19 protein-coding genes are annotated in these 19043 nt (G+C 65.5%); 14 read left to right on the forward strand and 5 right to left on the reverse strand.

Annotation, left to right across the window (positions count from 1 at the left end):
• Genes nuoF through nuoN form a run of 7 tightly spaced genes read left to right on the forward strand, consistent with a single transcriptional unit; the run spans window position 1 to window position 8057 of the window.
• Window positions 1-1329: an NADH-quinone oxidoreductase subunit NuoF gene (gene nuoF, locus OG203_RS07085; protein ID WP_405164863.1), complete on the forward strand. Its 1329-nt coding sequence runs from the start codon at window positions 1-3 to the stop codon at window positions 1327-1329.
• The gene (locus OG203_RS07090) at window positions 1326-3710 is read left to right on the forward strand and encodes an NADH-quinone oxidoreductase subunit G (RefSeq protein ID WP_405164864.1); all 2385 of its coding nucleotides are present in this window, start codon (window positions 1326-1328) and stop codon (window positions 3708-3710) included. The genes nuoF and OG203_RS07090 overlap by 4 nt, the downstream gene beginning before the upstream one ends.
• Window positions 3707-4939, forward strand: a complete 1233-nt coding sequence (gene nuoH / locus OG203_RS07095; protein WP_405164865.1) for an NADH-quinone oxidoreductase subunit NuoH — start codon at window positions 3707-3709, stop codon at window positions 4937-4939. The genes OG203_RS07090 and nuoH overlap by 4 nt, the downstream gene beginning before the upstream one ends.
• Window positions 4932-5462 (forward strand): NADH-quinone oxidoreductase subunit NuoI, encoded by a 531-nt coding sequence (nuoI, locus tag OG203_RS07100; protein ID WP_405164866.1) that lies wholly within the window; start codon window positions 4932-4934, stop codon window positions 5460-5462. Before nuoH ends, nuoI begins: the two co-directional genes overlap by 8 nt.
• Entirely contained in the window at window positions 5459-6205 is a 747-nt protein-coding gene (locus OG203_RS07105; RefSeq protein ID WP_405164867.1) for an NADH-quinone oxidoreductase subunit J, read from the forward strand. The genes nuoI and OG203_RS07105 overlap by 4 nt, the downstream gene beginning before the upstream one ends.
• Window positions 6202-6501, forward strand: a complete 300-nt coding sequence (gene nuoK, locus OG203_RS07110) for an NADH-quinone oxidoreductase subunit NuoK (RefSeq protein ID WP_405164868.1) — start codon at window positions 6202-6204, stop codon at window positions 6499-6501. The genes OG203_RS07105 and nuoK overlap by 4 nt, the downstream gene beginning before the upstream one ends.
• Window positions 6501-8057 (forward strand): NADH-quinone oxidoreductase subunit NuoN, encoded by a 1557-nt coding sequence (gene nuoN / locus OG203_RS07115; protein ID WP_405164869.1) that lies wholly within the window; start codon window positions 6501-6503, stop codon window positions 8055-8057. The genes nuoK and nuoN overlap by 1 nt, the downstream gene beginning before the upstream one ends.
• A 71-nt stretch (window positions 8058-8128) precedes the next feature.
• On the opposite strand, the gene OG203_RS07120 is transcribed toward nuoN, so the two are convergent.
• Both OG203_RS07120 and OG203_RS07125 read right to left on the reverse strand, forming a co-directional pair.
• Window positions 8129-8521 (reverse strand): hypothetical protein, encoded by a 393-nt coding sequence (locus OG203_RS07120; RefSeq protein WP_405164870.1) that lies wholly within the window; start codon window positions 8519-8521, stop codon window positions 8129-8131.
• A 208-nt stretch (window positions 8522-8729) separates the two neighbouring features.
• Window positions 8730-9674 carry a phosphoribulokinase gene (locus OG203_RS07125; protein WP_405164871.1) on the reverse strand — a complete coding sequence of 315 codons (945 nt, stop codon included), beginning with the start codon at window positions 9672-9674 and terminating at the stop codon, window positions 8730-8732.
• 175 nt (window positions 9675-9849) lie between these two features.
• Here OG203_RS07125 and OG203_RS07130 point away from each other — a divergent pair, with 175 nt between their 5' ends.
• Together OG203_RS07130 and OG203_RS07135 are read left to right on the forward strand one after the other, a co-directional pair.
• Window positions 9850-10518 (forward strand): response regulator, encoded by a 669-nt coding sequence (locus tag OG203_RS07130; protein ID WP_405164872.1) that lies wholly within the window; start codon window positions 9850-9852, stop codon window positions 10516-10518.
• The gene (locus OG203_RS07135; protein ID WP_405164873.1) at window positions 10518-11765 is read left to right on the forward strand and encodes a GAF domain-containing protein; all 1248 of its coding nucleotides are present in this window, start codon (window positions 10518-10520) and stop codon (window positions 11763-11765) included. The genes OG203_RS07130 and OG203_RS07135 overlap by 1 nt, the downstream gene beginning before the upstream one ends.
• Here the strand turns inward: OG203_RS07135 and cbbX are convergent.
• The 3 genes from cbbX to OG203_RS07150 are packed head-to-tail and all read right to left on the reverse strand — an operon-like array spanning window position 11733 to window position 14573.
• On the reverse strand, window positions 11733-12701 hold the full coding sequence (gene cbbX / locus OG203_RS07140; protein WP_405164874.1) for a CbbX protein: 969 nt from the start codon (window positions 12699-12701) through the stop codon (window positions 11733-11735). The genes OG203_RS07135 and cbbX overlap by 33 nt on opposite strands.
• Complete coding sequence (locus tag OG203_RS07145) at window positions 12701-13126, reverse strand: ribulose bisphosphate carboxylase small subunit (protein ID WP_405164875.1); 426 nt, start codon at window positions 13124-13126, stop codon at window positions 12701-12703. Before OG203_RS07145 ends, cbbX begins: the two co-directional genes overlap by 1 nt.
• Window positions 13127-13142: 16 nt before the next feature.
• Window positions 13143-14573 (reverse strand): form I ribulose bisphosphate carboxylase large subunit, encoded by a 1431-nt coding sequence (locus OG203_RS07150; RefSeq protein ID WP_405164876.1) that lies wholly within the window; start codon window positions 14571-14573, stop codon window positions 13143-13145.
• A gap of 172 nt (window positions 14574-14745) precedes the next feature.
• On the opposite strand from OG203_RS07150, the gene OG203_RS07155 reads away from it, so the two are divergent.
• The 5 genes from OG203_RS07155 to OG203_RS07175 are packed head-to-tail and all read left to right on the forward strand — an operon-like array spanning window position 14746 to window position 19030.
• Window positions 14746-15744, forward strand: a complete 999-nt coding sequence (locus OG203_RS07155; RefSeq protein WP_405164877.1) for a class I fructose-bisphosphate aldolase — start codon at window positions 14746-14748, stop codon at window positions 15742-15744.
• A gap of 3 nt (window positions 15745-15747) precedes the next feature.
• The gene (locus tag OG203_RS07160; RefSeq protein WP_405164878.1) at window positions 15748-16683 is read left to right on the forward strand and encodes a LysR family transcriptional regulator; all 936 of its coding nucleotides are present in this window, start codon (window positions 15748-15750) and stop codon (window positions 16681-16683) included.
• A gap of 11 nt (window positions 16684-16694) precedes the next feature.
• A complete protein-coding gene (locus OG203_RS07165; RefSeq protein WP_405164879.1) occupies window positions 16695-17042 on the forward strand; it encodes a DUF5313 family protein in 348 nt (115 codons plus the stop codon).
• A gap of 33 nt (window positions 17043-17075) precedes the next feature.
• Complete coding sequence (locus OG203_RS07170) at window positions 17076-18146, forward strand: class 1 fructose-bisphosphatase (protein ID WP_405164880.1); 1071 nt, start codon at window positions 17076-17078, stop codon at window positions 18144-18146.
• A complete protein-coding gene (locus tag OG203_RS07175; RefSeq protein ID WP_405164881.1) occupies window positions 18146-19030 on the forward strand; it encodes a phosphoribulokinase in 885 nt (294 codons plus the stop codon). The genes OG203_RS07170 and OG203_RS07175 overlap by 1 nt, the downstream gene beginning before the upstream one ends.
• The last annotated feature ends 13 nt before the right edge of the window (window positions 19031-19043 follow it).

Below are 19043 nucleotides of genomic sequence, written 5' to 3' on the forward strand. Positions count from 1 at the left end.
ATGCTCCTGACCCCCGTACTGAGCCGCTACTGGGACGAGCCACGTTCCTGGACCCTCGACACCTACCGGCGGCATGCCGGTTACTCGGCCTTGGCGACGGCGCTACGCATGTCCCCCACCGAAATCATCGAGCTGATCACCGATTCCGGCCTACGCGGCCGCGGCGGCGCCGGGTTCTCGACCGGCACGAAGTGGTCGTTCGTTCCCCGCGACGGCAAGCCGCACTACCTGGTCGTCAATGCCGACGAGTCCGAACCTGGCACCTGCAAAGACATCCCGCTCATGCTGGCAACACCGCACGCGCTGATCGAGGGCGCGATCATCGCCGCCTACGCGATCGGCGCTGGCTACGCGTTCATTTATGTTCGCGGCGAGGTGATTCCAGTGCTGCGGCGGCTGCACGCCGCGGCTGCCGAGACATACGCCGCCGGATATCTGGGACACAACATCCTCGACTCCGGCTATGACCTCGAACTCATCGTGCACGCCGGTGCGGGGGCGTATATCTGCGGCGAGGAAACCGCACTGCTCGATTCGCTGGAAGGGCGACGTGGCCAGCCACGACTCCGGCCGCCATTCCCTGCCGTCGCGGGTCTGTATGCCTGCCCGACCGTGGTCAACAACGTCGAGACCATCGCCAGCGTGCCACCGATCATCGAACACGGCGTCGATTGGTTCCGCTCCATGGGCAGCAAGAAGTCCCCCGGCTGCACCCTCTACTCGCTGACCGGCCACGTGACAAACCCGGGCCAGTACGAGGCACCCCTCGGCGTCCCGCTGCGCGAACTGCTCGACTGTGCGGGTGGCGTCCGCGCCGGACATCGGCTCAAGTTCTGGACCCCCGGCGGCTCGTCGACCCCCCTCCTCACCGACGCCCACCTCGATATCCCGCTCGACTACGAGGGTGTCGCCGCGGCCGGATCCATGTTGGGCACCAAGGCATTACAGATCTTCGACGACACCACCTGCGTGGTGCGCGCGGTGCTGCGCTGGACCGAGTTCTACGCCCACGAATCCTGCGGCAAATGCACGCCGTGCCGCGAGGGCACCTACTGGCTGGTGCGAGTCCTCGAACGGTTAGAGGCGGGTCGCGGTACCGCGGCGGACCTTGCGAAGGTCCTCGATATCGCCGACAGCATGCTCGGCAAGTCCTTCTGCGCGCTCGGCGACGGTGCGGCCAGCCCGATCATCTCGTCGCTGAAGTACTTCCGCGACGAGTACATCGCCCACATCGCGCACGGCGGGTGCCCGTTCGATCCATACCAATCCACGGTCATGGCAACGCGACTCAGCGAGCCGGTACGACCCGTAGCGGCTTACGCGCGATGACCCGCACCAGCGAACCCGCGACAACACCGGCAAACCTGGTGTGCCTCACCATCGATGGCGTCGCGCTCGCCGTCCCCAAGGGCACGCTCGTCATTCGCGCCGCCGAGCTGGTCGGCGTGCAGATCCCCCGCTTCTGCGACCACCCGCTGCTCGACCCGGTCGGGGCCTGCCGCCAATGCCTGGTCGAGGTTGACGGTCAGCGAAAGCCGATGGCGTCGTGCACGATAGCCGTCACCGAGGGCATGGCGGTGCGCACTCAGCTCACCTCGCCGATTGCCGACAAGGCACAGCACACCGTGATGGAACTGCTGCTGATCAACCATCCGCTGGACTGCCCGATCTGCGACAAGGGCGGCGAGTGCCCGTTGCAGAATCAGGCAATGTCCAACGGGCGGGCCGAGACCCGGTTCGACGAGGGCAAGCGCACCTTCCCGAAACCGATCAACCTGTCCGCCCTGGTGCTGCTCGACCGCGAGCGCTGCGTGCTGTGCGCGCGATGTACCCGGTTCTCGCAGCAGGTCGCCGGTGATCCGTTCATCGAACTGCTGGAGCGCGGTGCGTTACAACAGGTTGGCATCTACGCGAAAGAGCCCTTCGAGTCGTACTTTTCGGGTAACACCGTGCAGATCTGCCCGGTCGGCGCACTCACCGGTGCGTCATATCGGTTCCGCGCCAGGCCCTTCGATCTCGTCTCCAGTCCGAGCGTGTGCGAGCACTGCGCGAGCGGCTGTGCCCAGCGCACCGACCATCGCGGCGGCACCGTGCTTCGCCGTCTCGCTGGCGACGACCCGCACGTCAACGAGGAATGGAACTGCGACAAAGGACGATGGGCCTTCACCTATGCGAGCCAGCCGGATCGGATCACCACACCGCTGGTCCGCGACGACGGCGGCACGCTGGTACCCGCGTCCTGGCCCGAGGCGCTCGCTACGGCGGCGGCCGGTCTGCTGACGGCGCACGGCAATGCCGGCGTGCTCGTCGGTGGCCGCGCCACGTTGGAAGACGCGTACGCCTACGCCAAGTTCGCGCGAATCGCACTGGGCAGCAACGACATCGACTTCCGGATTCGGCCGCACTCCGCCGAGGAGGCCGACTTCCTCGCGGCCCGAGTCGCCGGACGGTTCCTCGACACTACCTATGACGACCTGGAACACGCGCCGGTCGTGCTGCTGGCCGGTTTCGAGCCCGAAGAAGAATCGCCGATCGTCTACCTGCGGCTGCGCAAGGCGGCGCGTAAGAACGGCCTCGCCGTTTACTCCATCGCCCCATATGCCACCAACGGCCTGACCAAGATGTCGGGCCGACTGTTGCAGACCGTCCCTGGCGGCGAACCCGCGGCGCTCGACAGCGGGCACGCACGCGATCTGCTGGCCCGGCCGGGTTCGGTGCTCATGGTCGGCGAGCGGCTCGCGACCGTGCCCGGCGCGTTGTCGGCGGCGGCGCGGCTAATCGACCGCACCGGTGCGCACCTCGCGTGGGTACCGCGCAGGGCGGGCGAGCGGGGCGCACTGGAGGCCGGGGCGCTGCCGGGCTTGTTGCCGGGCGGTCGGCCGGTCGCGGATGCGTGGGCGCGGCGCCGGGTCGCGGCGATCTGGGGTGTGCCGGGCCTGCCCGCGACACCCGGCCGCGATACCGGCGCCATCCTGCGCGCGACACTGGGTGCGCTGCTCCTCGGCGGCGTGGAGCCGGACGACCTGCCCGATCCGAAGGCCGCGCTCGCCGCGATCGACCGGGCCGCGTGTGTGGTCAGCTTGGAATTGCGCCACAGTGCCGTCACCCAACGTGCCGACGTCGTGTTTCCGGTCGCGGAGGTGGCGGCCAAGTCCGGCACGTTCCTCGATTGGGAGGGCCGCGCCCGCAGTTTCGACGCCGCCCTGGGCAAGGCGGAAGCCATGCCCGACTCGCGAGTGCTGGACGCGATCGCCAACGCGATGAATCTCCCACTGGCGCTGCCGAATACGGCGACCGCACGCGCCGAACTCACAGCGCTCGGCGGGTGGACCGGATATCGGGGTCAGGGGCCGGACGTCGCCGCGGTGGCACCGATACCACGACCGATACGCGGCTCCGCGGTGCTGGCGAGCTGGCGGATGCTGCTCGATGACGGCCGGTTGCAGGACGGCGAACCGCAACTGGCCGCCACCGCCCGCACCCCGGTGGCGCGGCTGTCCGCGCGTACCGCCACCGAAATCGGTGCGGCCACCGGAGATTCGGTCACGGTATCAACCGATCGTGGCAGCATCAGGCTCCCGCTGCTGATCACCGACCTGCCCGATCGAGTGGTGTGGCTGCCGCTGAACTCCCCCGGGTCCGCTGTGCACCGCAGCCTTGCGGTAACCGCGGGCAGCATCGTGCGGATACGCCTCGGGGATGCCCGATGACCGACCTCAGTCTGTTCGGCCATGACCCGTGGTGGTTGATGCTCGCCAAGGCGCTGGTCATTTTCGTGTTCCTGATGATGACACTGGTCTTCGCGGTGCTGGCCGAACGAAAGATCGTCGCGCGCATGGCGATGCGGGTCGGGCCGAATCGGGTGGGACCGAAGGGCGCGCTGCAAAGCGTCGCCGACGGCGTCAAGATGGCGTTGAAGGAGGACATCGTGCCCTCCGGCGTGGACCGGCCGGTGTACATCCTGGCGCCGATTCTCGCGGCGACGCCCGCGCTGATGGCGTTCGCGGTCATCCCGATGGGGCCCGCAGTATCGATCCTCGGCTATCGAACGGCATTGCAGCTCACCGATTTTCCGGTGGCAGTGCTGTATGTGCTCGCGCTGGCGTCGATCGGTGTCTACGGAATCGTGCTGGCCGGGTGGGCATCCCGTTCGACCTACCCGCTGCTGGGCGGGTTGCGCTCGACCGCGCAGGTGATCTCCTACGAGATCCCGATGGCACTGTCCTTCGCCGCCGTTTTCCTTGTCTCGGGCACGATGTCGACCTCCGGGATCGTCGCCGCGCAAGCAGGCCACTGGTACGTCTTTCTGCTGTTCCCGTCCTTCGTGATCTATCTGGTGTCGATGGTCGGCGAAACCAACCGTGCGCCTTTCGATTTGCCCGAAGCGGAAGGCGAGCTGGTCGGCGGATTCCACACCGAGTACTCGTCGTTGAAGTTCGCCATGTTCATGCTGGCCGAGTACGTCAACATGGTGACCGTCTCGGCATTGGCGACCACGCTCTTCCTTGGTGGCTGGCAGGCGCCATGGCCGTTGAGCGTGTGGGCGGGCGCGAATTCCGGTTGGCTGCCGCTGCTGTGGTTCGTGGCGAAGGTCTGGGGCTTCCTGTTCGTCTTCATTTGGCTGCGTGGCACATTGCCGCGGCTGCGCTACGACCAGTTCATGAATCTGGGGTGGAAGATCCTGATTCCGGCGTCGCTGGTGTGGGTGATGATCGTCGCCGCGGTCCGTGCGGCCCGCAACGAGGGATACGGCGTCGGGTCCATCGCGCTGGTGATTGCCGGGGCTCTCGTCGCCATTGCGCTGCTCGCTCTTCTCGTAAAGGCACTGCGCCCCAACCGCTCTCCCGCCGGCACGGAGACCGACGTCCCGTTCGATCCGATGGCAGGTGGGTTCCCGGTTCCACCCTTGCCTTGGCAAAAGGAGGGCAGCAATGCCTGAATTCTTAGGCCCCATCGCAGGTTTCGGGGTCACCTTCTCGACGATGTTCAAGAAGCCCAACACCGAGTATTACCCCGAGCAGAAGGCGCCGACCGCGCCCCGCTACCACGGACGGCATCAGCTCAACCGCTACCAGGACGGCTTGGAGAAGTGCATCGGCTGCGAGCTGTGCGCGTGGGCTTGTCCCGCCGACGCCATCTATGTGGAGGGCGCCGACAACACCGACGACGAACGCTACTCGCCGGGTGAGCGATACGGCAGCGTCTACCAGATCAACTACCTGCGTTGCATCGGCTGCGGCCTGTGCATCGAGGCGTGTCCGACGCGGGCGCTGACCATGACCAACGAGTACGAAATGGCCGACGACAACCGCGCCGGCCTGACCTACGAAAAGGACCGGCTGCTGGCACCATTGGCGCCCGGCATGGTCGAGGCGCCGCATCCGATGGTGCCCGGCGCGACGGCCGCCGACTACTACTGCGGCACCATTCCCGTTGTCGCGGAAGACGAGTCCGATCGATGACCACCTCGATACTGCTCGCCGCCGAACCCGCCGTCCGCGCGTCCGTGGGCGAGAGTGTGCTGTTCTGGATCCTCGGCAGCTTGGCGGTGGTCTGCGCGCTCGGCGTGGTGTGCGCGAGCAGGGCGGTCTACTCGGCGATCTTCCTCGCGGCTTCGATGATCATCCTGGCGGTGTTCTATGTGGCGCAGGGCGCGGTGTTCCTCGGTGTCGTCCAGGTTGTCGTCTATACCGGCGCGGTGATGATGCTGTTTCTGTTCGTGCTGATGCTGGTCGGCGTCGACTCGTCCGATTCGCTGGTCGAGACGCTGCGCGGGCAGCGCGTCGCCGCGGTGGCGGTGGCCGCCGGATTCGGGCTGCTGCTGATCGTCGGTATCGGACAGGTGCGGTCGAATCGGCCTTCGGGCAACGAATCCGCTGGCAGCGTCACCGATTTGGCCCAGCTGTTGTTCATCCGATACGTGTGGGCGTTCGAACTCACCGGCGCACTGCTGATCACCGCCGCACTCGGGGCGATGGTGCTTGCCCACCGCGAACGCCTTACCGCACGCCGTGGTCAGCGCGAGATGTCCACCGGCCGCGTCCGCGCCGGTGAGCGGGTCACGCCGCTCCCCAGTCCTGGCGTCTACGCGCGGCACAACGCGGTGGACATGGGGGCTCGGCTACCCGACGGAACGCATTCCGAGCTGTCGGTCAGCCGAACGCTGCGCCGTCGCACCGTAGCCGACAAGGAGGCTTCGCGGTGAACCCGGAGAACTACCTCTATCTGGCCGTGTTCCTGTTCACCATCGGCGCCGCCGGAGTGCTGTTGCGCCGCAACGCGATTGTCGTGTTCATGTGTATCGAGCTGATGCTCAATGCCGCCAATCTCGCGTTCGTCACCTTCGCGCGAATGCGCGCCGATCTCAACGGTCAGGTCTTCGCCTTCTTCACCATGGTGGTCGCCGCCGCGGAAGTCGTTGTCGGCCTTGCGATCATCATGACCATCTTCCGTGCGCGCCGTTCGGTCTCGGTGGACGACGCGAATCTGTTGCGGCACTGATGACATCGACGATTCCGGCTCCGGCGTTCGAGTATGCCCAGCTGTCGCCGATGCTGATCGTCTTCGGTGTGGCGATACTGGGTGTGCTCGTCGAAACGTTCGGGCCGCGCGGCAGCAGGTACCTGAGCCAACTCGTGCTCGGTCTCGGCGGATTGGTCGCGGCGTTCGTCGCGGTCGTTGTGCTTGCCTGGCAATCGGATTCGCCCCATGGTGCGGCGGTGATGGGTTCGGTCATGGTCGACGGGCCGACGCTGTTCCTGCAGGGCACGATCCTGGTGCTGTCGATTCCCGCGGTCATGGTGATGGCCGAGCGCCGGGGCGATCCGGGTGGCGTCGCCTTCACCCCGCAGGCCTCCGCCATCCCCGGCAGCGTTGCCGAGTTGGCGGCGACCAAGGCGGGCGTTGTCACCACCGAAGTGTTTCCGCTGACCATGTTCGCGATCGGCGGGATGCTGTTGTTCCCGGCCTCGAACGATCTGCTGACAATGTTCGTCGCGCTCGAGGTGCTCTCGCTGCCGCTGTATGTGCTGTGCGGGCTGGCCCGCCATCAGCGGCTGCTGTCACAGGAGGCGGCGCTCAAATACTTTCTGCTGGGGGCGTTCTCGTCCGCCTTCTTCCTGTTCGGTGTCGCGCTGCTCTACGGCTTCGCGGGCACTGTGGAGCTGGCCGGTATCGCGGACGCGGTCGCCGCACGTCCCGACGACCGCGGGCTCGCGGTGATCGGCGCGGGCATGCTGTCGATCGGACTGCTGTTCAAGGTCGGCGCGGTGCCGTTCCACTCCTGGATCCCGGACGTGTATCAGGGTGCGCCGACCGCGATCACCGCGTTCATGGCGGCGGCGACCAAAGTCGCGGCGTTCGGTGCGTTGCTGCGCGTCTTCACGGTGGGACTGCCTGGGCTGCAGTCGGATTGGCGTCCGTTGCTCTGGGGCATCGCCATCGTCACCATGCTGGTCGGCGCGCTCACCGCGGTCACGCAGACCGATATCAAACGCATGCTCGCGTACTCGTCGATCGCACACGTCGGGTTCATTCTGATCGGGGTGATCGCCGCGAACTCCGTGGGTTCGTCGGCCATCCTGTTCTACCTACTCGCCTACGGGCTCAGCACAATTGGCACTTTCGCGGTCGTCAGCCTGGTGCGTGACTCCGCCGGCGAAGTCACCGATATCGCGCGATGGGCGGGTCTCGGCAGGCGCTACCCGTTACTCGGCTCCGCCTTCGCCCTATTCCTCCTCGCCCTCGTCGGCATCCCGCTGACCAGTGGTTTCATCGGCAAGTTCGCGATCTTTCTTGCGGCAATCCAGGGCGGCGCCACCGTGCTGGTCCTTGTCGGCGTACTCAGCAGTGCGATCGCCGCCTACATCTACATCCGCGTCATCATGGTCATGTTCTTCGCGGAACCGCCCTCGGACGCAACCGAAGTCGTCGTCGCGCCGGGCAGCGTATTGACCACCGCCGTCATCGCGTTCGGCGCGATCACCACCGTCATCCTCGGCGTTGTCCCACAACCGATGCTGGATCTGACGACCGAGGCCGCCACATTCCTGCGCTGATCTGCTCGGCCTGTCCGGGAAAACCGCTGCCGGTGGTCTCGATCCGCCACACGATGGATTCAACGCCACGGTCAGGAGTCCGCGTCGGACTTTGTCAGGACATTGTCGAGGCAGAGCGCCAGTATTGCCAGGGCGATAAGAACAACGCTCACGATGAGGAACGCCAGCGCAATGTTCGCGTCGTGGGCCGCATGGTTGGCCTTGTCCAACATCTCTCCGTAGGTCGAGGTGGACTGGACATCGTGGGTGAGACGGCTGACCTGCTGGCAGACGTCGCCGGGTTTCATCGTCTGGCCACTACCCACATCGCATACCGGAACCGCTGATGCCGCTGTTTGACGAAAGCTCAAGTAGGCCAAGCCGCTGAAAAGAGTGCCGACGAGCCCGAACGCGCCACCGGTCACCATGACGGCCAGCACGGGGTGTATCGGTCTTTTGGCAGGGTCGACATCGTTCTCATCCATGAATTGGGCTTTCTCGCAAGTCGTTCTGCGGCCAGTGATCTACTCGTCCGCCCTGGGTTGCACAGTGCAAGGTCAGCCGCGGCCGTCGAAATTAAAGCCCAAGAACGGAATTCGCGAATCACGGTGGGGCCCTCGCAGCGCCATCTATTCAATGATGTCACCGGCCCGCGACGACGCAACCCGCAGAAACCATGGGCTGCACACTGCCCTACGGTGTGCCCGCCAGCAGATGATGCAGCAGCACCATCTGCGCGACCGCCAGTGGGGTGCTGTGTTCGTCGGGGCCGACTCGACCGAGACTGTCCGGCGCTGGGACGGCCGGGTCGCCGAGGGCGTGCCAGATCAATTTCTCCACGGCCGCACCGTCTTCGGCGCTCGCGTAACCGTGAATGTGCACGCTGTCGACCGGCTTGCCGTCGGTGTCCCGCGCGAGCCGGAGGTGAATCGCGTGTGTCAGTTCGGGTTGCAGGATGGCGGTCAGGTCCGGCTGCTGAATCGTCGGGCGCAGCAACAGCTCGGCGGACAACGGCGTTTCGGGTGGACCGGCGCGGCCCTCGATCGTGGCGAACCGGATAACGATATCGGCGTGTGCCCGCTGCGGGCGGATGAACTCGGTGGACTCGGGTTCGCCGCGCGACAGTACGGAGCGGACTTGCTCGGCGGTGTATCCGCGAGTGGCGGTGTCGCGCTTGACCTTCCAGCCACGCCGGATCTCCTCGGACGGGTCGAGGTACACCGTGAGGTCGAAGCAGGCGCGGGCGAGGCTGTTGTGCATCGGCAGCAGACCCTCGACGATGACGAACTCGTTGGGCTCAACAAGTTCGGGCCGGGTTAGCCTTCCGGTGTCGTGGTCGTACACGGGCTTGAGAATCGGTTGTCCGGTGGCCAGCAATTGCAAATGCTGGCCGAGGATATCGATGTAGTGACAGTCCGGATGCAACGGCGTGAACGGTTTGTCTTGCCGCTCAACACGATCGAATCGGTGGTAGTCGTCGGTGGACAGCCACACGCAGCGGTGCGCGCCCAAGGCCTCGACCAATCCCGCGGTCACGGTCGTCTTGCCCGCGGCACTGTCGCCGGCGATCGCGAGCATGATGGGGCGGCGCCGGATGTTTCGGCTCGCGCGAAAGATCCGCAGCGTCTTGTCAGCCACGAGTCATCCGCTGCTCGACCGGAATTCGGCGGCGGGCACTACGAGCGGACGTATCCATCCCGAACTCCTCATGGGTCACCACCCATGCTATTCGCCGTTTGCCCAGCACAGTCACCCCGAAGCGGGGGGTTGACAAGGGGATGGACATGGCCGAATACCGCCGTATCGTGAGGGTATGGTCACGTCCGCCACCGGGCCGGTACGCGTTGTCCTGGTCGACGACCATGAGATGGTTATCGAGGGCCTCAAGGCCATGCTCGCGTCGTTCTACCAGCGCGTGGTCGTCGTCGGGCAATCCGTCGGCGCCGAGGACGCGCTGCGCGTCATTACCGAACTCGAACCCGACATCGTCCTCTGCGATATCCGCATGCAGGGCATCAGCGGGCTCGACCTGTGCCGGTCGATGCGCGGGCTCGACCCGGAACGCAAGGTCGTGCTGCTGTCGGTCTACGACGACGAGCAGTATCTGTTCCAGGCCTTACGCGTCGGCGCCTCCGGCTATCTGTTGAAGAGCATCAGCAGTGACGAACTGGTCCGGCAATTGGAGCTGGTGCACAGCGGGTCGACCGCGATCGACCCGGACATGGCGGTGCGTGCCGTGGACACCGCCGCCCGCATGCAGCGCGACGAATTCTGGCCCGGCGCAAGACAAGGACTGACGCAGCGCGAGAGCGAGATCATGTCCTTCATGGTCACCGGTCTGTCCAACCGCGGCATCGCGACACGGCTGATCATCAGCGACGAAACAGTCAAGAGCCACCTGCGATCGATCTACCGCAAACTGGGCGTCAGCGATCGGACGACCGCGGTCGCGACCGCCCTCCGGGAGGGCATATTCCAATAATGGCGTCGGGCCCGGAGCACGAATTGCCCACGGCAGGTGCGTATTCAGCGCGTGACGATCGGGATGTCCTGCTCGACATAGTGCAGGCGATGTCCAGTGGCCCGGCGATCGAGCCGCTGGCCGCCGCGGTCGCCCGAATGGTTGTCGCGTCGACCGCGGCGGATGTCTGTTTCGTGCACGTCCTGGACGACTCGGACCGTTCGCTGACCCTCGCTGGGGCGACGCCGCCGTTCGATCGCCATATCGGACGGGTGCGGCTCGCACTCGGCTCCGGAATCACCGGCTGGGTGGCCAGCCGTCGCCAAGCAGCTGTGATCAGCGATAGCAAAGAGACCGATCCCCGGTACCAGCCGATCGCGGCACTGGGCGGCGCGGCATTCACCTCTATGGTGTCGATTCCGATGGAGACCGATCCCGGTGGACTGGTCGGCGTCCTCGACGTGCACACCGTCGAGCGACGCGAATTCAGCGGCCATGACATGGAATTGCTGGTACTGCTCGGCAGGCTCGTCGCCGGTGCGCTGCAGCAAGCCAGGCAGCATCGACAGCTCGCGGCGCGTGAGCGGGCGCACGAGGACTTCGCCGAGCAGATGATCGCGGCGCAAGAGCTCGAGCGCCGTCGGCTGGCCAGCGACATCCACGACGGCATCTCCCAGCGACTGGTGACCCTCGCCTATCGCCTCGACGCCGCTGCGCGTGCGGTCGTCGACGACCAACGGGAGGCGTCCGAACAGCTCGACAAGGCAAGGGAATTGGTGGAGCTGACGCTGCAGGAGGCGCGGGCGGCGATCAGCGGACTGCGGCCCCCGGTGCTGGACGACCTGGGTCTGGCGGGCGGGTTGGCCAGCCTGGCCCGATCGATACCGCAGATCGATCTGGAACTCGAACTCACCGACCACCGGTTGCCCGAACACATCGAACTCGCGCTGTATCGCATCGCGCAGGAATGCCTGCAGAACGTCGTCAAACATGCCGACGCACACGTCGCCACCCTGCGCTTCGCGGTGCACGACGACATCGCGCGGCTCGAAATCGCCGACGACGGAATAGGTTTCGATACGTCCGAACGACCGTTGGGCGCCAATGAAATGGGCGGCTACGGCCTGCTGTCGATGGCCGAACGCGCCGAGCTCGTCGGCGGGCGGTTGAGCATCCGGTCACGACCGGGTTCGGGGACAACAGTGACGGTCAAGATCCCGCTTGCTTCGACAGAGTCACCGAAACACCCTGCTGGCGAGCAGATCTGACGCCTCGATCGTAGTGAGGGCGGTCAGATCGACCTCGGTATCGTCGCCCGCGACCAGCCGCCGCGCGTGCCGCAGCCGTGCGCGCTCCACCGCGTTGCGGACGCTGCGCGCGTTGGCGAACCACGGCTGCCCGATGCGGTGCGCCAAGTACTGGCGCAACGCTACCCGCGCATCGTCGGAGAACGAATAGCCGAGCTCACCGGTCATCAGGCACGCGATCTCCGCCAACTCCGCCAAGGTGTAGTCCGGGAACGAAATATGGTGCGCGATACGGCTTTGCATGCCGGGGTTCGCGGAGAAGAACAGATCCATCTTGTCGGCGTAACCCGCTAGGATCACGACCAGATCGTCGCGGTTGTTCTCCATCACCTGCAGCAGGATCTCGATCGATTCGCCGCCGTAGTCGCGCTCGTTCTCAGCTTTGTACAGATAGTAGGCCTCGTCGATGAACAAGACGCCGCCCATTGCCCGCTTGATCACCTCTCTGGTTTTCGGTGCGGTGTGGCCGACATACTCGCCGACCAGGTCGTCTCGGGTGACGCTGACCAGGTGCCCGCGACGCAGATAGCCGAGCCGGTGCAGCAGGTCGGCCATCCGCAGCGCGACGGTCGTTTTGCCGGTGCCGGGGTTGCCGGTGAAACACATGTGCAGCGTGGGTTTCGGCGCGAGTACACCGAATTGGGCGCGCATCCGGTCGATCAGCAGCAGGGCGGCGATTTCGGCGATGCGGGTTTTCACCGGTGTCAAACCGACCAGCTGCGTGTCGAGTTCGCCGAGCACGTCGTCGATGCCGGACTGCCGCCGGGCCGCGCCGAGATCGACGACGGCGTCGGCGGGCAGGAACTCCGGAGCTGGCTTGTCCGTATCCGACTGTGGCCCAGCGGAATTGCCGGGCCAAGAGCCGAATGGCGTACGGGTTCCCGCTGGCACGTCCATCAAGTGCGGGCGTGTCGGCCGCCGACCGGCCGCTCGGTCGCGTAGGCGAAGGTGGTGTAGGAGATTCGCCGGTCCGCGCCCTCGGTCCGATCGAGCCGGAAGCCGGGCTCGTCGGCGGGCCGCTGCACGATGAACGAGAATGCCGTCGTCTGCCTGCACGGCCGGGCGTCGTAGGCGTTGAGCCGGATGTAGAGATCAGGATGTGTTGTCCGGCAAGCATTTACCTCCAGCAGCACACCTGCGGCGTCCGCCAGATCGAACATCGGCAGCCCCCACATCTCCCAGTAGATGTTGCGTGGATGCGGGTCGTCGGTGAATTCCACCGATAGCGGCCACTTGTTGTCCAGCGCGTACCTGATCTGCGCGGTGATCTCCTCGTCGGTGAAGTCGGGCAGGTAGGAGAAGGTGCCCTGGGTGATGCGCATGGTCGCTGTCCTTCCGTCAGACCGCGGTCGGCGTCGCGACAACGTCTGGTGTGTCGGTGGATTCGTAGTTGAAGGTGATATCGCCCCAGGTCGCCAGGGCCGCGTCCAGCGCGCGATTGCGCGATGCCGCCTTGCGCAGAATCTCGGGGCCTTCCTTGAAGTAGTCGCGACCCTCGTTGCGCGCCTTGACCATCGTCTCCAGCGCGACCCGATTCGCCTCCGCCCCTGCGGCAATGCCCATCGGATGGCCGATCGTGCCGCCGCCGAACTGCAGCACCACGTCCTCGCCGAGGTAGTGCAGCAGCTGATGCATCTGGCCAGCGTGGATGCCGCCCGAGGCGACCGGCATGACGCCGGGCATCGAGGCCCATTCCTGGTCGAAATACAGGCCTTTCGCTGGATCGGCCTTGATGCTGTCCAGTCGCAGAGTGTCGTAGTAGCCCGCGATGACGTGCGGGTCGCCCTCCAATTTGCCGACGACCGTGCCCGCGTGCACGTGATCGACACCGGCGAGCCGCATCCATTTCGCGATGACCCGGAAGCTGACCCCGTGCGTCTTCTGCCGCGTGTAAGTGCCGTGACCGGCGCGATGCAGGTGCAGCAGCACGCCGTTGGCGCGCGACCAGTTGGCCATCGACTGGATCGCGGTATAGCCGACCGTCAGATCGATCATCACCACGATCGAGCCGAGTTCCTTTGCTAGCGTTGCCCGTTCGTACATCTGCTCCATGGTCGCGGCGGTGACGTTGAGGTAGTGGCCCTTGATCTCGCCGGTGGCGGCCTGCGCGCGGTTGACCGCCTCCATGCAGAACAGATACCGGTCGCGCCAGCGCATGAACGGCTGGGAGTTGATGTTCTCGTCGTCCTTGGTGAAATCGAGCCCGCCGCGCAGCGCCTCGTAGACGACGCGCCCGTAATTGCGGGCGGACAGGCCGAGCTTCGGCTTGGTGGTCGCGCCGAGCAGCGGACGGCCGAACTTGTTGAGGTGTTCGCGCTCCATGACCACCCCGTGCGCGGGGCCCTGGAAAGTCTTCACATAGTGGGTCGGGATGCGCATGTCTTCGAGGCGCAACGCCTTGAGCGGCTTGAAACCGAAGACATTCCCGATGATCGAACTGGTCAGGTTGGCGATGGAACCTTCCTCGAACAGGTCGATATCGTAGGCGATCAAGGCGATGAACTGCCCCGGCGCGTTCGGGACGGGCTGCACGCTGTAGCACTTGGCCTGGTAGTGCTCGAAGCTGGTGAGCCGGTCGGTCCAGACCACCGTCCACGTCGCGGTGCTCGACTCCCCCGCGACTGCGGCGCCCGCCTCCTCCGGCGGCACCCCCGGCTGCGGGGTGATCCGGAAGGCGCACAGGATATCGGAATCCTTGGGCACGTAATCCGGCTGCCAGTAACCCATTTCGGCGTACGGGATAACTCCGGCGTTCCAGCGGTCTGTCATGGTTCGAATACTCCTCGCGGATACTGAAGCCGTCCATGGGGAGTTTCCCGCGCACACTTCAGCGATCACTTCATGATTCGCGCCATCACCGAATCCACCCGACTGGGTGATGTGTAATCTCACGCCCGCTCGTAGATTTGATCCTTGCCGAACCGATCGGGAGGACATGCACATGAGCACATGCCGGGAAATCGCTACCCAATTGATGGCGCCCGGCAAGGGGATACTCGCCGCCGACGAAAGCATCGGCACCATGTCGACCCGGCTGGAGCAGGCCGGTGTCGCGGCGACAGCGGAGAATCGGCGTGTTTATCGCGAACTGCTGGCGACCACGCCCGATCTCGCCGACGGAATTTCCGGCATCATTCTGTGCGACGAGACGATAAAACAGCACTTCAGCGACGGCACTCCTTTCGCCGAAGCAGTGCGTGCCGTCGGCATTCTGCCTGGCATAAAGGTAGATACCGGCGCCAAGCCCTGTCCTGGCCTGCCGGGCGAAACCGTGACCGAGGGCCTCGACGGTCTGTCCGCCAGGCTCACGCGCTACGTCGAGCGCGGTGCGATGTTCGCGAAATGGCGTGCGGTGTACACGATTACCGATACCACGCCGACCGCCGGTGCCATCGCCGTCAACGCGTCGGCGCTCGCCCGCTACGCCGCCGCCTGCCAGGAAGCGGGATTGGTGCCGATCGTGGAACCGGAAGTAGTGATGAGCGGCAACCACTCCCAGCCGCGCTGCGCGGAGATCACCGCCGCCGTCCATGCGGCGGTTCGATCGGCGCTCGACCTGCTCAACGTCGACCCGGCGGGAATGGTGCTCAAACCGAACATGGTCATCGAAGGCACCGGAAATCCCGACCGGACCGCTCCGGAAGACGTTGCCGCGGTGACCGGAAAAGTGTTGCGGGCGTGGCCCGATGACCTCGCGGGCGTAGCGTTCCTGTCCGGCGGCCAGCCGCCCGAACGCGCCACCGCGAATCTCGCGGCACTCCAATATCTGCGCACCCCTTGGCCATTGACATTCTCGTTCGGCCGCGCCCTGGTCACGCCCGCGCTACTGGCCTGGCGCGGTGACGCGGCCAGATACGCCGACGGCCAAGCCGCGGTCGCCGAGCAAGTGCGCGCCAATTCGGCAGCCGTGCGGTTGCGTACCGAGCTCCAGCGCACCTGAGCGATGACCACCAACGCTCGGCTACGCGCGCTCGTCGAGCTGGCTGCCGCGGGCTCGGTACGTGGCGCCGCCCAACGGTTGGTGGTCACGGAATCGGCGGTTTCCTCGGCGGTGAGTGCGCTCAGCGCCGAGGTAGGCACCGCCCTCGTGCACCGGCACGGCCGCGGGGTTCGGCTGACCCCGGCCGGCCTGACCTACGTCGGCTTCGCGCGCCGCATCCTCGGATTGCACGACGAGGCGGTGCTCGCGGCGCGCGGACGGGCCGATCCCGAGCAGGGTTCGATCCGGATGGCGGCGGTGGTCACCGCGGGCGAGCTGTTGATACCCGCGCTGCTCGCCTCGTTCCGGGCCAAGCACCCCGGCGTGGTGTTGCGGCTGGAAGTTGCTCCTGGACAGCGCATTTGGCCGTTGCTATCGCAGCACGCGGTCGATCTCGTCGTCGCGGGGCGTCCGCCCGCCGACCTACGGAACGCGTGGGTGCGGGCCGTGTCCGTCAACACCCTGGTCGTCGTCGGGCCGCCGGATGTCGCCGAGGAGTTCGAGATCGCGCGCACCACTTGGTTATTGCGTGAGCCGGGCTCCGGTACTCGGGAGACCACCACGACGTTGTTGCGCGAACTCGACGTCGCGCCACCGCAATTGATGCTTGGTTCGCACGGTTCAGTTGTCGCCGCGGCGGTGGCTGGACTGGGGGTCACGCTTGTTTCCCGCCAATCCGTTCGCCGTGAATTGGATTGCGGCGCGCTGGTCGAACTGAACGTCCCAGGCACCCCCCTGCACCGGCCATGGCATGTCGTCACCCAAATGGCGGCGACCGCGTCGACCGAACTTCTGGTCGAGCATTTGACGGCGCATCGCGAATTGGGTTGGCACCCCCCGAACGCCACCCCGCAGGGGGATGGAATCGCCGTTATGAAAGGGGATGCTCGACAGGTATGAAGACTCCCACAATGCGGCAGCGAATTGCCTATAACCTCGGCCGTGAACTTCCGGCATATCTGCACGAGTGGGTCTTGCACGATTTGACCGGCCCGCTGGCCATGGAGCGGTATCTGGTCCGTTTCATCGTGCCGTTCTTGCCGCTGTACGGATTCGTGCTGCTTTTTCCCGGCCCGATGCACATCAAATGGCAGATGATCGTGATCATGGCCGTCCCGATGGTCATTTTCACGGTGGCGCACAGCTATGTGTGGCGGCGGTTCCGGCTCACCCAGCACGGTTTGGATCCGGGGATTGTCGACCGAGGCAAGAGCAGCGCCTACGAGAAGGAACGGTACCGGATGCGGTACGGGCACTAGCGATTCCGGAACTAATCTAGGAGGTGCGGGCATATGCTCGCCGATCACACGACGCTCGTGCAATTCCTCATCGAGGAGCGACGGCGTCATCCGAGCGCAAGCGGCGATTTGAACGCGCTGATCCTCGAGGTCGCGCTCGCCTGCAAGGCCATCGCGAATCGGGTCGCCATCGGCGCCCTTGCCGGGGTGCTCGGTTCCGCCGACCGGACGAACGTGCAGGGTGAGGTGCAGCAGAAGCTCGACATCATCGCGAACGACTACTTCCTGCGTGCCACCGAATGGAGTGGTCAGGTCGCGGGCATGGTGTCCGAGGAGCTGGAGCAACCGTATGTGCTGCCGGACGGATATCCGCGGGGAAAGTATCTGCTGTTGTTCGACCCGCTCGACGGATCATCCAATATCGACGTGAATGTCTCTATCGGCAGCATCTTTTCGATCCTGCGCGCGCCCAAACCCGGGATGGACGCGATCGCCGAGGACTTCCTCCAGCTCGGCACGGAACAGGTGTGCGCCGGATACGCGATCTACGGTCCGTGCACCATGCTGGTGCTGACCGTCGGCACGGGTGTGCACGCCTTCACGCTCGATCGGGGGCTCGGCGAGTTCATCCTCACCCGCCCGATGATCCAGATCCCGCGCACCGCGGCCGAATTCGCGATCAATGCCTCGAACCAGCGCTTCTGGGAACCGGCCGTGCAGCGCTATGTCGGTGAATGCCTGGAAGGTAAGCCGGGTCCACGCTGTAAGGACTTCAATATGCGATGGATCGCGTCACTCGTCGCCGAAACGCACCGCATCCTCACCCGCGGCGGCGTGTTTCTCTATCCCCGCGATTCGAAGGACCCGACGCGGCCGGGACGGCTGCGGCTGCTCTACGAGGCGAATCCGATGTCGTTCCTGATCGAACAGGCCGACGGTTCAGCGAGCACCGGCCGGGAACGCGTGCTCGACGTCGTCCCGGAAAGCCTGCACCAACGCATTCCGTTCATCTTCGGCGCGACCGAGGAGGTGCGGCGGATCGACCGATATCACCGCGAACACAACGACAGTGCCTGCGCCTGGCCGCTTTACGGCACCCGAGGCCTGTTTCGAGCGGCCGGCTGATGTCGCGCAGGCACCCGATCGTCTCGGTGACCGGTTCGTCCGGCGCGGGCACCACCTCGGTGATGCATACCTTCGAGCAGATCTTCCGGCGCGAACACGTACGCGTCGCCTTCGTCGAGGGCGACAGCTTCCATCGCTACGACCGCGTGGCGATGAAAGCCGCCATGGCCGAGGCGCAGGCACGCGGCGACCACGCGTTCAGCCACTTCGGGCCTGCGGCAAACCTTTTCGACGATCTCGAGGAGCTGTTCCACCACTACGGCGAAACGGGATCCGGCAAGATCCGCCGATACCTGCACGACGCCGACGAGGCGAAACCGTATGGGCAGCAACCGGGCACGTTCACCCCGTGGGAGGAACTGCCCGCCGATTCCGACATGCTGTTCTACGAGGGACTGCACGGCGCGATCGTCACCGACGAGGTGGACGTCGCCAGGCACGCCGACCTGCGCATCGGGGTGGTCCCGGTGATCAACCTCGAATGGATTCAGAAACTGCACCGCGACAAGATGGTTCGCGGCTACACCTCCGAGGCGGTGACCGACACCATCCTGCGGCGCATGCCCGACTACCTCAACTACATGTGCCGCCAGTTCTCCTGCACGGACGTCAATTTCCAGCGCGTCCCCATGGTGGACACCTCGAATCCCTTTATCGCAAGGACGATTCCGACCGCCGACGAATCCTTCCTGATCATCAGATTCCGCGACCCGAACAACATCGATTTCTCCTACCTGCTCGGGATGCTGCACGACTCGTTCATGTCACGTCCGAATACCATCGTCTGCCCCGGCGGCAAGATGGACCTCGCGATGCAGCTCATCTTCACCCCGATGATCCTGCGCCTGCTCGACCGCCGCCGCTCCGAGCTCGGCGCACGGTAGACGCCCTATAGCC

The sequence above is a fragment of the Nocardia sp. NBC_01499 genome, assembly GCF_045040275.1.
Taxonomy (GTDB): Bacteria; Actinomycetota; Actinomycetes; order Mycobacteriales; family Mycobacteriaceae; genus Nocardia.